General features: G+C 55.9%; 10 protein-coding genes. All 10 read left to right on the plus strand.

Annotated features, from left to right (window positions below):
* Positions 1–45: 45 nt before the first annotated feature.
* Positions 46–4,212, plus strand: a complete 4,167-nt coding sequence (locus C1A08_RS08740) for a response regulator (RefSeq protein WP_257937087.1) — start codon at positions 46–48, stop codon at positions 4,210–4,212.
* 49 nt (positions 4,213–4,261) lie between these two features.
* On the plus strand, positions 4,262–4,963 hold the full coding sequence (locus tag C1A08_RS08745) for a hypothetical protein (protein ID WP_101572778.1): 702 nt from the start codon (positions 4,262–4,264) through the stop codon (positions 4,961–4,963).
* Positions 4,964–4,997: 34 nt separating this feature from the next.
* Positions 4,998–6,074: an MBL fold metallo-hydrolase gene (locus C1A08_RS08750; RefSeq protein ID WP_101572780.1), complete on the plus strand. Its 1,077-nt coding sequence runs from the start codon at positions 4,998–5,000 to the stop codon at positions 6,072–6,074.
* A 356-nt stretch (positions 6,075–6,430) separates the two neighbouring features.
* Positions 6,431–7,645, plus strand: coding sequence for an efflux RND transporter periplasmic adaptor subunit (locus C1A08_RS08755; protein WP_257937088.1), 1,215 nt, complete (start codon positions 6,431–6,433; stop codon positions 7,643–7,645).
* 21 nt (positions 7,646–7,666) lie between these two features.
* Positions 7,667–8,335, plus strand: coding sequence for an ABC transporter ATP-binding protein (locus C1A08_RS08760; RefSeq protein WP_081032600.1), 669 nt, complete (start codon positions 7,667–7,669; stop codon positions 8,333–8,335).
* Between the two features lie 17 nt (positions 8,336–8,352).
* A complete protein-coding gene (locus tag C1A08_RS08765) occupies positions 8,353–9,624 on the plus strand; it encodes an ABC transporter permease (RefSeq protein WP_101572784.1) in 1,272 nt (423 codons plus the stop codon).
* Positions 9,621–10,880, plus strand: a complete 1,260-nt coding sequence (locus tag C1A08_RS08770; protein WP_118457585.1) for an FtsX-like permease family protein — start codon at positions 9,621–9,623, stop codon at positions 10,878–10,880. The genes C1A08_RS08765 and C1A08_RS08770 overlap by 4 nt, the downstream gene beginning before the upstream one ends.
* 124 nt (positions 10,881–11,004) lie before the next feature.
* Positions 11,005–12,486 (plus strand): TolC family protein, encoded by a 1,482-nt coding sequence (locus C1A08_RS08775; protein ID WP_101572788.1) that lies wholly within the window; start codon positions 11,005–11,007, stop codon positions 12,484–12,486.
* An 85-nt stretch (positions 12,487–12,571) separates the two neighbouring features.
* Positions 12,572–13,930 carry a sigma-54-dependent transcriptional regulator gene (locus tag C1A08_RS08780; protein WP_055204975.1) on the plus strand — a complete coding sequence of 453 codons (1,359 nt, stop codon included), beginning with the start codon at positions 12,572–12,574 and terminating at the stop codon, positions 13,928–13,930.
* A gap of 10 nt (positions 13,931–13,940) precedes the next feature.
* A complete protein-coding gene (locus C1A08_RS08785) occupies positions 13,941–15,239 on the plus strand; it encodes a sensor histidine kinase (RefSeq protein ID WP_101572789.1) in 1,299 nt (432 codons plus the stop codon).
* Positions 15,240–15,370 lie beyond the last annotated feature (131 nt).

Here is a 15,370-nt window from a genome sequence, read left to right on the forward strand (position 1 = left end):
ATCCGCAGCCGTGCCGACAAAACCGTTTTTTCAGCTCCCTGCGCCATGAAGATCTCCAAACCCTTAAACGAATCCCTCCCGGCCGAACAAGCCGCGGAATTATACCGGTCCATTCTCGGAACGTTGCCGCTGACGACTTTTCTGTACGACCGAAACAAGAATCTCATCGAAGTTTACCATCCGTCTTCCGTATCCATCGAGAAATACCGCATAGAGTCGTACATAGGCAGCAATATCATGGATTACATCAACGACGAATCCTCCCTGCTGCACGACCAGTTCGTGAAGTTCAACGAAATTTTCGACCGGGTGCTGGCGACCGGAGAACCCGGGCGATTCGAATACGAAGTGGACGGCGAATACATCGAATCGGGAGTCGCCCCGCTCGGCGAAAACCATGTCATCTCTTATATGCGCAACACGACCCCGGCCGTCAAAAAACAACTGGAAACCGAACGCATGATCCGGAACGAACTTTCGCTGGCCATGACGGTCGGAGGGCTCGCTTCCTGGAGTTTCGACGTGGAAAAAGGGATTATTTCGACCAAACACGATAACGAGGTGATCGGAGACCGCCTGACTTACGACGAGTTCCTCGCCCGGATCGACCCGCAGTACCGCCACCGGGTATCCGAACTGTTCGGGAAAATAACCGGCGGGGAAACCGACCGGGCCGAAGCGACTTTGCCGATCACCGACATCCACGGCAAACAAATCTGGATCAACGTACACGCCATGGCGCAGGAATACGCGCCCGACGGAAAAGTTTCGGTTATCGTCGGCTCGCAGAAAGACGTTACGCGGGAACTGGCCGATAAAAACGGCCGCGAGGAGCTGCTCAAACAGAATGCGCTGATCATGAACAACGCCGCCTGCGGCTTCGTCTACATCACGCCCGATTACCGGGTGGCCTGGGAAAACACCGCCCATGTGCTGCCGCCCGAATTCGACGACGGCACCCGCTTTTTCGAGGTCGGCGAGCCGTGCTACAAAAACGAACACCGGATGCAAAATTCGCACACCCGGAAATTCGTCGAAGCGGCATTCCGGGAAAAAACCGTGCAGCGCATCGAAAAGAGGATTCAATCGCGGATATGGATCGACATGACGGCCAGTCCGGTCGTCGCCGGCAACGGAACGGTGGAAGGCGTCGTACTGAAAATCGAAAACGTCACCGAACGCGTGTCGCTGCGGAACGAGTATGAAAACCTGTACCGGCAAACCAAAACCATTCTGGACTCGCTGCCCGTAGGCGTCGAGGTTTACGGAACGGACGGGCGGCTTCTGTTCCTGAACGATACCGATTACCGGATCTTCGGGCTCGACAAAGAAAATTTCGACCTCTCGCGGATCAACATCCAGGACAATCCGAACCTGCCCATCGAAATAAAAGAAGGCGTGACGAAAGGAATAAATACCCATGCGACCTTCGCTTACCATTTCGACGCGGTGAAAGACGCCGGCTTCTACGCTACTTCGCAGGAGGGCGTCCTGCAGATCGAATGCGACGGGCATCCCGTGATCGACGCTTCCGGACGAATCGAAAATTACGTTTTCATCGTCCGCGACGTGACTGAACAGGAACATACCGACGACGAACTCCGCCAAAACAAACGCAAGATGGAACTGGCAATGCAGGATGCCGACATCATGCTCTGGGAGTTCGACGTACGGCAAAGACTCTTTTTCAGCGACAACGAACCGCTCAACGGCTACGATCATGCCCGACCGCTCACTATCGACGACTACCTGAGTTGCATCTATCCCGGAGACGAAGCCCCCGCCCTGGAAACCCTGCAAAAGATGTGCGCGGGGGAAGCCTGTTCTTTCAAGTTCGACGTCCGGATCAAACTTCCCGGATACCCCGACGAATGGCAATATTGCACCATCAACGGCTCCTCTTATCAGAGGGACGGAGAAGGGAAGGCGACGAAGTTCATCGGCACGCGCAAAAACAATACGGAACTCCAAAAAAAGAAACAACTGCAGGAAACCATCCTCAACAGCATCCCCGTCTCGATCCACATCAAGGACGTCGACGACAATTTCCGTTACGTTTTCTGCAACGACGAGAGCAAACGCCTGTTCGGCACCAGCGAGGATACGACCACTTACGACGTGATGGATCCCGACAAGGTGGCCCGTATCGAAAAGACCGACAAGGAGGTCTTCGCCACCGGCAAACCCTATTTCGGATTGGAGCATATCGAACTGAAAGACGGACGCGTCTACGACACGCTCGTCCGCAAAAGCGTCGTTTACGACGACGGCAGGCGCCTGCTGCTGAACGTCCGCTGGGATCAAAGCCTGCAGAACGACCTCGAACGCCGCGCCAAAGTGCTCAACATCACGATGGAGGCGATGAATGCGTACACCTGGTTCTACGAACCGGAGAAGGACAAGATCAGTTTCGGCGAAGGTTCCGACAAGTTCGGACGCGATATTTTACACTCCGATTCACTCGAAAAATTCATACGTTTCATTCATCCGGACGAACGAAAACTCTTTATGGAGTCCATCCGGAGGCTGATCCGTAACGAGACCGACGAATGGAACGTGGAGTACCGGGCCGACCTCCGCAACAGCGGCGTTTACGAATGGTGGCAAACACGCGGTATGCTCGAAACGACCCTGCGCGACGATATCCCATATACCTATATGTTCGGCATGACGATCAACATCGAGGAACACAAGCAGACCGAACTGACCCTTTTGAAGAACCGCGAGGAATTGAACCACCTGATCCGACAAAACGAAATGGTGCTCAACAACGCCAACTCCGGCCTGGCGTACATCTCTACGGATTACATCGTCCAATGGGAAAATATCTCGATGTGTTCGGCCAGTCTGTCGCACGAAGCCTACCGGAAAGGCACGATCTGCTACCAAAGCACCCGCGGCCGCACGTCGCCCTGCGAAAACTGCGTCATGCAGCTTTCGATGCGCTCGCGTCAGATGGAACAGGCCAAATTCACGTTCGACAACGGACATACGGTCGAAGTCTTCGCAACTCCCGTATTCAGAAGCGACCGGACGATCGACGGAGTCGTAGTCCGCATAGACGACGTGACCGAACGCGAACGGATGATCAAAGAACTGAAACAGGCCAAAGCGCTCGCTGAGCAGTCCGACAAACTGAAATCGGCTTTTCTGGCCAACATGAGCCACGAGATCCGTACGCCGCTGAACGCCATCGTCGGATTCTCCGGCTTGTTGATGGAAACGACCGAACAGCAGGAGAAGGAGGAATACATCAAAATCATCCATATCAACAACGAACTGCTGCTGAAACTGATCAACGACATTCTGGATTTGTCGAAAATCGAATCGGGATCGGTCGAACTGCAATACGAGGACTTCGACCTGTCGGAATATTTCGACGACATGGTGACCTCGATGAAACAGCGCATGACCAATCCCGGCGTACGGCTGATAGCAAGCAACCCCTACTCCGGCTGTAAAGTCAGGCTGGACAAGAACCGTATCGCCCAGATCATGACCAACTACGTGACCAACGCGATCAAATACACCCGGAAAGGATTTATCGAGATGGGGTACGAGTCGAAAGACGAAGGCATCCGGCTCTACGTGAAAGACAGCGGCATCGGAATCCCGGAAGATAAAAAGCACAAAGTATTCCACCGTTTCGAAAAGCTGGACGAATTCGCCCAGGGAACGGGTCTGGGCCTTTCGATCTGCAAGGCGATCGCCGAATCGATGGGTGGCTACGTAGGGTACGAATCGCGCTACGGCGAAGGATCGCTTTTCTGGGCCGTGTTGCCTTGCAATGCCGAAGTCCAGCCTTTTGAGAAGCAATTGGACTCCCTGACCGAAACGCCGGATATCCCCGAACGTAAAACGATCCTGGTCGCAGAGGATATTCCGAGCAATTACCGGCTGGTTTCGGCCCTGCTGGAGAAGCGCTTCGACCTGATCCATGCGAAGAACGGCCGGGAAGCCGTGGAAATCGCCGGGAGCGGGCGGGCCGACCTGGTGCTGATGGATATGAGAATGCCCGTGATGGACGGGCTGACGGCTACCGCGGAAATCAGGAAATTCGATCCGGAGATCCCGATCGTCGCCCTGACGGCCCACGCTTTCGACACGGATCAGTTGGCAGCGCTCGAAGCCGGATGCAACGAATACCTCCTGAAACCCATCGACAAGACGAAACTCATGGCCGTACTGCGAAAATACTGTCATAAACCCTAAACCGACGCGGGACCGGCCGCCCGCAAAAAAACAAAACACCGTTTCGCCTATGAAAAACATTACATGCTGTCTCAGCATCCTGTCCGGACTTCTGCTGCAATCCTGCGACATCACGAGGATGGAAACCCCCGCTTATAAAACAGACAGGGCGAGCACGAGAACATACGAAAATCTTATCTTTTACGAGGTACTGACCGACGGGCAGCAGTACGACGCCGCCCGGCTGAGCCTGATCGCGTCGAATATCCGGAAAAACACCGACGTAAAATACACCGCTCTGTTCATCGAATACAAAGAATACGGATCGGCCCCTTCTTACGCGGCGACTTCGATGAACGGGGACTCGGTCGTCACCAGGCTGAAATCCGGGGAAGAGACTCGAAACGGACAGGAAACCGATGCGCCTCCGGCCGATTCTTCGGTCGATTCCCTGAACGAGCCGGAGCAAAAGACCGAAACGGCCGACAGACGCAAGCAGCCGTCCGACTCGGACGACAAAACGGTACTGGGCCGTTTCAGGGATCAGTTTTCCAGCGTTTATACCGTTTACGAACAAGGCGGCAGACATTATCTCGACAATGCTTTCGCGGACGGTTCCCACAGCTTGCAGGAGTTGGAAGTTCGGACGAGGAACGGCGCCAAAACATATCATGCGGCGGATTCCCCGGATGAATTCTACGTAATCCGGAACGGAAAATTCTACTGTTACGACCTGGACGGCAATTTAGGCGTCGTATACGATCCGTACTAATTAAACGAATATTTCCCATTCGACGAAAAAACCGATGATCTTCTTGATTATACTCGCGGTACTGACCGGAACGACCGCCGCCGTACTGAACCACCCCTCCTTCGGCCGGGCGCCGCGAGGCGAACGACTGGAACGCATCGGGCGTTCGCCGAACTACCGCGACGGCAAATTCCATAACATCCACCCGACGCCCATTACGACGGCGGAAAAAGGCGGCCTGAGCGGGATATGGCATTTCTTGTTCGGTAAACGGCGCGATCTGAAACCCGAAAACGACCTACCGACCGTAAAAACCGACCTGCACGGGCTCGACCGGAACGAAGAAACGGTCGTATGGTTCGGGCATTCGTCCTATTTTATCCAGAGCGGCGGCAAGCGGTTCCTCGTCGATCCGGTACTGACGAACCGTCCCCCGATGTCGCTCATGTTCCGGCCGTTCAAAGGCACGGACGTCTATACGCCCGACGACATTCCCGACGTCGACTTCCTGATCGTCACCCACGAACACTGGGATCACCTGGACTACAACACGGTAAAACGGCTGAAAAACCGCGTCGGAAAGGTCGTCTGCCCCCTGGGCGTAGGCGAACATTTCGAATACTGGGGATTCCCGCCGGAGCGCATTGCCGAAATGGACTGGTACGACACGCTGTATGCGGACGACCGGCTCGCGATACACTGCCTGCCCGCCCGGCACTATTCGAACCGGATACTAAAAAGGGATCGGACGCTGTGGGCCTCGTTCATGATAGACGGCCCGCAGCGGATTTACCTGTCGGGAGACGGCGGCTACGACACCCATTTCGCGGAGATAGGCGAAAAATTCCCCGGCATCGACCTGGCCGTCATGGAGAACGGGCAATACGACCGGGATTGGCGTTACATCCACCTGATGCCCGACGAACTGGTCCGGGCGATCAACGATCTGAAACCCCGAACCGTACTTACGGTGCACAACTCGAAGTATGCGTTGTGCAAACACCCGTGGCACGAGCCGCTGGACAACATCCGCAAAGCATCGGCCGGCCGGCCGTACCGACTTCTCACGCCCCGGATCGGTGAAAAAACGAGTCTTCGCGATACGGTCGCCACGAGCGGCAAATGGTGGTAAGGACGGAGCGAACCGGGCATCCGGTTTCGAAGCGGGCCCCGGTCTTTTCGAAAAGACCGGGGCCCGCTTTACCCTTCCTGCTCCATCTACAAGGTATGCCGCAATGCGGAACGGAAGATTCCCCCGGGATTCCGAAACAGATCGGCTCAACCTCATCCCCGGAACATCCTACCCGGCGCCTTTTTGTCCTAAAAATCATGTAAAACGGACGCTTATGTCCGTTTCCGGACACCCGCACAAAAGACAACAAACTGACTAACAAAACACAACATTCCAGGCATTCCTATTGCTGTCACACCCCGTACAAAAGACAGAATATGGATCGGGAAATACCTGCCGAAGTAAAAAAACAAAAAATGCTGAAACGACTGCTGCGGCTCGCCGTCACGGGAACCGCGGCGACGGCCGCGCTGCTCATTCTGTCCCGAGTACTGGGAAACGACCTGCATGAGAACGAACTTTTCATCCGAAAAGTCGACCGGGGCCCGATCGAGATCAGCGTCAGCGCATCGGGCAAACTGATGCCGCTGCAAGAGGAGATCATCGTCACCCCGATCAATACCCGGATTCTGGAAGTATATAAAAATCCGGGGGATTCGGTAGACGAAGGAGACCCTCTCCTCAAACTGGAACTCGCCTCAGTAGAAACGGAATACCGGCAGAAACTGGACGAACGCGAGATGATGAAAAGCAAACTGGAACAGGCCCGCGTCCGGCTGAACGGCACGATCTCCGAACTGGAAATGCAGCGCCGGGTAAAAAGTATGCAGGCAAAACAGTTGTATACGGATCTACAGGACGAACGGTACCTCGACAGCATCGGCGCCGGCACGCCGGACAAGATCCGCCGCGCCGAACTCAACTACGAAGAGACGAAGCTCGAACTACAACTACTGGAACAAAAGATCGAAAACGAACACAAGAACGCCCGAGCCGAACTCCGCGTGCAAGAACTGGAACTGGGCATCCTGGACAAAACGCTCGAAGAGAAAGCACGTCTGCTGAAAGACGCCCGGATACTGTCGCCGCGAAAAGCGACCCTGACCTTCATTAACCGGCAGATCGGATCGCAGGTACCCCAGGGAACCCAGGTCGCGGTCGTTTCCGACCTGACCCGCCTCAAGGTCGACTGCGAAATAGGAGACCGACACCGTGAAAAACTGTCCGTCGGGGCGAAAGCTGTCATCAAAACCGGGGATGCCGAACTCCGGGGAACCGTCGTTACGGTCACGCCTTCGGTTACCAACGGCATCGTCTATTTCACGGTCGTTCCGGACGAGGCCGACCACCCGGGCCTGCGGAGCGGTCTCAACGTCGACATCCACGTCCTATACGGATTGCGGCAAAACGTGCTGCGCATCCCGAACGGTACGTTCTTCAAATACGGGCCGGGACTTTACGACCTTTGGATCGTACGGGAAGGACGCGCCGAAAAACGGGAAGTATCGCTGGGCGAAAGCAGTTACGAATATGTAGAAATCACGGACGGCCTGAACGAAGGCGACCGGGTCATCCTCTCCGACATGGAACGCTATAAAGATAAACAAACGCTCAAAATACGCAAAAACTAACTCACCTAAAACGAACACGAAATGGGAATTATCAACTTGCAGGGGGTCACGAAAATCTACCAGACCAAAGAGGTCGAAACCGTAGCGCTCGAAAACGTCAATCTCGAAGTGAAAGCGGGCGAATTTCTCTCGGTCATGGGGCCTTCGGGCTGCGGCAAGAGTACGATGCTCAACCTCATCGGGTTGCTCGACGTGCCGACCGAAGGCGCCGTCACGGTGGACGGCGCCGCCACGGGCCGGATGAAAGACGCCGAAATGGCGGAGTTCCGAAATAAAACGCTGGGATTCGTCTTCCAGAGTTTTCACCTGATCAACTCGCTGAACGTGCTGGACAACGTCGAACTGCCTCTGCTCTACCGCAAATCGACCGAAAAATCGCGCCGGGAAACGGCCAGGGCCGTACTCGAAAAAGTGGGGCTCTCGCACCGGACGAAACACTTCCCTTCGCAGCTTTCGGGCGGACAGTGCCAACGGGTGGCGATCGCGCGGGCGCTAATCGGCAATCCGAAAATCATCCTGGCCGACGAACCGACCGGCAACCTCGACAGCAAAACGGGCGAAGAGATCATGCGCCTGCTGTTCGAACTCAACCGGGAAGGGACGACCATCGTCATGGTGACCCACGACGAGCACATGGCCCGAAAGACGCAGCGGATCGTCCGCTTCTTCGACGGACGGCGCATTGAATAACCCCAAACGAGCGAACTATGTACAAGACCTACTTCAGACAAGCCGTCGGGATGCTGAAACAGAATCCCTTCATCAGCGTCATCTCGATACTGGGAACGGCGCTCGCGATTATGATGATCATGACGATGATCGTAACATTTCAAATCAAAAACGCCTCGGTCGCCCCGGAAGCCTTTCGAGACCGCACGCTGTACCTCGTCTCCTTTGCGGTACGCGATACCAGCGGAGGAAACAAGAGTTATCAGAGCTACGGCGGCCTTCCCTACGACGCCCTGAAAAACTACATCGTCCCCGCGATGAAAACTCCGGAGCTGGTCGTCGCAACAGTCAATAACGTCGCCGTCGTAAAAAGAGAAGGGGCAAAAGATGCCCTGTACCAGTCCGTCCGGGGAACTGACGCCGATTACTGGAAACTCTATACCCATACGTTCACCGCAGGAAAACCGTATGCCCGGGAGGATTTCGAATCGGGAATCCGGACAGCCGTGCTGTCGGAAACCATGGCCAAAATGCTATTCAAAGGGGAGGATCCGATCGGGAAAAACATCGAAATCGATTTCAACTCCTACCGGGTAACCGGCATCGTACGGAACGTATCTCCGCTGTTCCAGGAGGCTTATAGCGAAGTATGGATTCCCTACACTGCGAGTCCCGGCTACGAACGAAGTTACTACGACGTCATGCTGCTGGCGCGGAACACTGCCGACTTCCCGAAAATACGGGAAGAAGTAAACGAGGCCAAACGGAAACTCGACTTCGAGAAATCGCCGAAATTCGTGGACTTTGCCGGTCCCAGAGACCACCGGGCACTGGCGACAGTCAGCGCCCGGGGAACTACTTCGGAACAGATAAGCGACTACGCCCGGAAAACGCGCCGCAGAACCGTTTTCCTGTTCGCCGTCATGCTGCTGGTTCCCGCCCTGAACCTTTCGGGATTCAGCCTCTCGCGCATCCGCAAAAGGATGGCTGAAATCGGTATCCGCAAAGCGTTCGGAGCCAAACGGCACGTCATCCTGATCCAGGTGCTGTACGAAAACCTAATCACCACGCTGATCGGCGGGATCATCGGGCTTGGACTCTCTTACGGGATCGTTTTCGGAATGCGCAAATGGCTGCTCGGCATCCCGGCCGACGGCAGCCTTCCGCTGAACGCCCTCGTCTCCGGCACCACGTTTCTGGCCATTTTCGTCGTATGCCTCGTACTGAATTTGATTTCGGCCGGCGCGCCGGCTTACCGGGCATCGCGGATGAACATCGTCGATTCACTCCATCAAAACAACAGAAAATGACACGACATATTTTCAAAATCATTTGGAACGAACGCCGGGGCAACGCATGGCTACTGCTCGAATACACGGTCGTCTTCTGTATACTCTGGTTCTGCTGCGATTACGGCTTCTCGCTGTACCGCAGTTACTATGCAGAAAACGGAATCAACGTCCGGCACACCTACCGCATTCAGTTGAGCAAACGGGCCGACCTGCCCGAAACCGACCGGTACGCCACGCTGCGGACCTTAAAGGAACGCATCGAACGCTATCCCGGCATAGAAACCGTCGCATTCGGAAGCTGGAGTCTTCCCTACGGAGGCAGTTACGCGCAGAATGGATTCGTAGTCAATTCCGATACGGTCGGCGGACGAAAAATATGCAATACGCAGGAAGTGCATGTAACATCCGACTTTTTCAACGTTTTCAGGATCGACCTGCAACAGGGAAAGCTGTTCGACGGCACCGATCCGAAAGCGGCGGTCATCTCGCCGTTCGATGCAAAAGGCAGGCTGTTCGGATCTTACACGGAGTTCCACGAACCGATCTCCGAAATACATACCGTGCTTCCGTCGTGGGGCGACTCGTCGTTCGCCCTGCATGTGACCGGAATCACGAAACCGGTAAGAATCATCCGTTACGGAAGCAATCCGATGTCGCTCGTATTCCATCCGCTGACCCCGGAACGCGCCGACCCCACACAGGACATCATGGTACGGATACGACCCGAAGCCGAAACGGATTTCGCGGAAAGGTTTACCCGCGACATGCGCGAGCAATTCACCATAGGTCCCTACTTCCTGCTGTCGGTCACCCCGATCGAAAACGAGAAAAAAGCGAGCGACGAAAGTACGTTTTACCACATGAAAGGCGTATACGCCATCATCGGATTTCTGGTAATCAACGTATTCCTCGGACTGCTGGGCAGCTTTTGGTTCCGGGTACAGGCCCGCCGCAGCGAGATCGGCCTGCGTGTGGCGATGGGTTCGTCCAAACGAAAGGTGAGGCGTATGATCGTCTCCGAAACCCTGCTGTTGCTGAGCATGGCCTGCGTAATCGGCACGGCCGTATGCCTGAACCTGTCGAAAACAGACCTGGTCGAAGCGATCGGAATTCCGATCGCCAACCGTGCGGCATGGGGTATCGGAGCCGAGCAGGACGCGATCAATTTCGCGGCGACGTCCGTATTCCTCGCGATCGTCTCGGTGTTCGCCGTATGGTATCCCGCCCGACAGGCGTCCGAAGTCCCGCCGGCAGACGTTCTGCGGGAAGAATAACGCAACCGGGATCGTCCGCCGCGTTTTCTCGGCGGACGATCCATTCCCCAAGCCGGAAATCCGCGAAGGGCGCAACGCATACAATCCGGCCGGAAAATACACAAACACATTTATTCGGAAAAAGATGAAACGGATATACAGTATCATCGTCCCGATTCTGGGCTTTTGCCTCGCCCGGGTCCATGCGCAAGATACGGTACGGCTCGAACTGACCGAAGCCATCCGGTTGGGAAAAGAGCGTTCGGTTCAGGCCAAAGCTGCCGAAAGCGAATACCTGTCCGCTTACTGGGCCTACCGGACTTACCGGACGGAACTGCTGCCGGAAATCGTCCTGAGCGGAACCGTCCCGTACTACTCCAAATCCTTCAATACGAGGCAGAACGAAGACGGAAGTTGGAACTACGTCGAAAACAATTACAACCGGATCGACGCCGGGATTTCCGTCACGCAGAACATCCCGTGGACGGGCGGAAAAATCACCGTAGGGAGCAGCTTCGAGCGGCTGCGCCAATACGGGGACGGGGACTACACCCACTACCGGTCGATCCCGGGAACCATTACGCTCGAACAACCCCTGTTCGGCTTCAACCGTATCAAATGGCTGCAACGGATCGAACCGGTGAAATACCGGGAAGCTTCCCGAAAGCGCATCAGCGACCGGGAAGAAGTGACGCTGACGGTGATCCAGTACTATTTCGACCTGCTGGCCGGCCAGACCAACCTCGACATTTCGGTGCAGAACCTGGACAATGCGGAACGTCTCTACGGAATCACCGAAGCCCAGCACCGTATCGGCCGCCAGTCGGAGATCGACCTGATGCAGATGAAACAGACCCTGCTGAACGCGCAGTCCGCCCTGACCGACGCGCAGATATCGCTCGAAGCCCGGATGTTCCAGTTGCGTTCGTTCCTCGGAATCGACGAAAGCGTCGTATTGCAGGCCGTCGTTCCGTCGTTCATCGCCGAACGTATCCCGACCCTGCGCTACCGCGAAGTGGTCGAACTGGCCCTGCAAAACAACCCGTTCACGCAAAACATCCAAAAAAGGATGCTCGAAGCGTCGCGCAACGTCAGCCAGGCCAAAGCCGACCGGTGGAACGTCAACCTGTTCGCTTCGTTCGGCTTGTCGGGAACGGCCGACGCCTTCTACCGGGCGTACAGTTCGCACAACCGCCGCAACGACCAGGTGATCTCGGTGGGGGTCAGCATCCCGATTCTGGACTGGGGGAAGCGAAAAGGGAGAGTCCTGGTAGCCGGGGCCGACAAAGAAGTGACCGAATCCCGGATCGAGAAAGAGAAAATGGATTTCAGCCAGAACGTTTTCCTGCGCGTACAGTACTTCAATAACCAGCCCCGCCAACTGCAACTGGCTCGGGAGCGGGCCGACCTCGCGCAAAAACGGTACGACACCTCCGTAGAGGCTTTCGTGCAGGGAAAAATCGACATCCTCAACCTGAACGACGCGCGTTCGTCGAAAGACGCGGCGCTGCTGAATTACATCGAGCAAATGCACTGGCTCTGGAGTTATTACTACCAGATACGCAGCCTCACGCTGTACGATTTTATCGGCGGCCGGCCGCTGACGGCGGAATACGACCCCGGGTAACGGTACCCGGAAATTGCGTTCCTCGGTCGGATACTCCGTCGAATATTATTATATTTACCTGAATTTTTAATCGAGAAACAACCGTATGATCCTGATTTGCGACGACGACGCGACCATCCGTTCTTCACTGTCCCTGGTGCTGAAACGCGCCGGCTACGAAGTCGCTTCGGCGGAAAATCCGCACGAAGCGCTCGGCTTCGTGCGCGGGCAATGCCCCGAACTGATCCTGATGGACATGAACTACTCGAAAACCACGACGGGGGAAGAAGGACTCGAACTGCTGCGGAAAACAAGAGTTTTCTGTCCGGACGTCCCGGTCATCCTGATTACCGCCTGGGGATCGATCGGCCTGGCCGTCCGGGGCATCCGGGCCGGGGCTTTCGACTTCGTAACCAAACCCTGGAACAACCTCGCACTGCTGAATACGATCCGAACGGCGATCCAGGTCAACGAAGAGAGTAAAGAACAGGCCCGCCCGGCGGAAAGCACTGCGAAGACGGTATTCCGGCGCGAACGCATCATCGGCCGGTCGCCGCTGCTGACGCAAGTGCTCGACACGGCTTCGCGCATCGCACGCACCACGGCGCCCGTACTGATTACCGGCGAAAGCGGCACGGGCAAGGAGCTGATCGCCGAAGCGATCCACCAGAACAGCAAGCGCAGCAAGTCGCCTTTCGTCAAAGTCAACCTGGGCGGAATCTCCCAGTCCTTGTTCGAAAGCGAAATGTTCGGCCATAAAAAAGGCGCTTTCACCGATGCTTTTTACGACCGTACCGGTCGCTTCGAAACGGCCGACAAAGGGAGCATTTTTCTCGACGAGATCGGCGAGCTGGACATGGTCAGCCAGGTAAAACTGCTGCGGGTATTGCAGGATCAGACTTTCGAGCCGCTCGGCGACAGCCGACAAAAACAGGTGGATACCCGAATCATCAGCGCCACGAACCGCAACCTGCAGGAGATGGTGCGCGACGGCTCGTTCCGCGAAGACCTGTTCTACCGGATCAACCTGATCACGATCCGTATGCCGGCCCTGCGGGAGCGTCCGGACGATATTCCGCTGTTGGTCGATCACTTCGTCGGTCTTCAGCGGGAACTGAACGGCATCCGTGCGGTGGAAGTTTCGGCCGAAGCGATCGACTACCTGCAAAAACTTCCCTACCCCGGCAACATCCGCGAACTGAAAAACCTGGTAGACCGGACGATCCTGGTATCGGACAAAAACGTCCTGACCGATCGGGATTTCAAGGCCCAATACTCCGAAATATCGTCCGCAACGGCCGCGTTCGATTCGGTGCATTCGCTGGAGGAAATCGAAAAAAACATGATCCGCAAAGCCGCCGAACAATTCGGGAACAACCACACCAAAATCGCGACGGCGCTGGGACTAAGCCGGCAGGCGCTTTACCGCCGGCTGGAAAAATACGGCATCCGTCTGCCGGAATAAGTCCGTCGCCATGAAATCGAAACGACTTTTCTGGCTGTTGGCCGCACTGGTCTTCGGATCGCTGATTACGACCGGAATCCTGTTTTCCGACACGCACCCTGCCCTGTTTTGGACGATGGAGGGGATTGCCGCGTTGTCCCTGATCCTGTTCGTCTCCCTTTACCGGCGATTGATAAAGCCTTACCATATCCTGCTGAACGGAATGGAACTGCTCAACGAACAGGATTTTTCGAACCGGCTGCGCCTGGTAGGCAACGACGAAGCCAACCGGCTGATCGAAATTTTCAACCGCATGATGACCGAACTGAAAAACGAACGGTTGCAGGTGCGCGAGACCAACCGCTTCCTCGACCTGTTGATCCGGGCCTCTCCGCAGGGCGTCGTCATCCTGGACTTCGACGAACGCATTTCCGAGATCAATCCGGCGGGACTTATACTACTGAAAATCAACGATATCGAGACGGTCAAAGGGAAAAAGATCGGAGAATCCGATTTCAAACTGGCCGCCGACCTGGCCGGGTTGGAATCGGGGGACGACCTGATCGTGCGCATCCCCGGACAAGCCATTTACCGCTGCGTCCGTTCGTCGTTCGCAGACAGGGGATTCGACCACCCTTTCATCCTGATCGAGGAATTGACCCGCGAGCTGATGCGGATCGAAAAGGCCTCCTACGAACGGATCATACGGATGATGTCGCACGAAGTCAACAACTCGATCGGAGCGATCGGGGCCACGCTGAACGTCGTCTCCGACATTCTGCGGCAAACCCAAGACAGTGACTGGCAGGACGTGCTTCCGGCGGTTTCGGCCTCGTTCGAGCGCTGCGGGAACCTGGCCCGATTCACCAGTAAACTGGCGGACGTCGTACGAATCCCCGAACCCGTGCGAGCCGACCTTTCGCTGAACGAACTGGTGCGGTCGGTCAACGCCCTGACCCGGATCGAATGCCGGAAAAGAAACATCTCCCTGTCGCTGTCGCTCGCCGATCCGGACACGATCATCCGGGCGGACGGCATCCAGTTGGAACAGGTACTGGTCAATATCGTAAAAAACGCTTACGAAGCGATCGGACACGACGGCAGAATCCGAATCGTCACCACTGCGGATCCTCCGTCCGTAACGGTCGAAGACAACGGCCCCGGAATCCCGGAAGAGATTCGGAAGCAACTGTTCACGCCCTTTTTTACAACGAAACCGTCCGGTCAGGGAATCGGCCTGATGTTCGTGCGCGAGGTGCTGAACAACCACCGCATGGCATTCAGCCTCACCTCGCAAAACGGGTGCACCCGATTCGAAATCTCGGTCTGACCGCCCGAACGCACATCTCTCCGGAGCCCCCCCCTGCGAACGAAGCGGGTGGCTCCGACAGTCGCAAATCTTGCGGCGCGGTCAATCGCGCCGGACGGGATTTGGTTTTATTCCATCTATTTTATAATTTT

This window comes from Alistipes sp. cv1 (assembly GCF_900240235.1).
Taxonomy (GTDB): Bacteria; Bacteroidota; Bacteroidia; order Bacteroidales; family Rikenellaceae; genus Alistipes_A; species Alistipes_A hominis.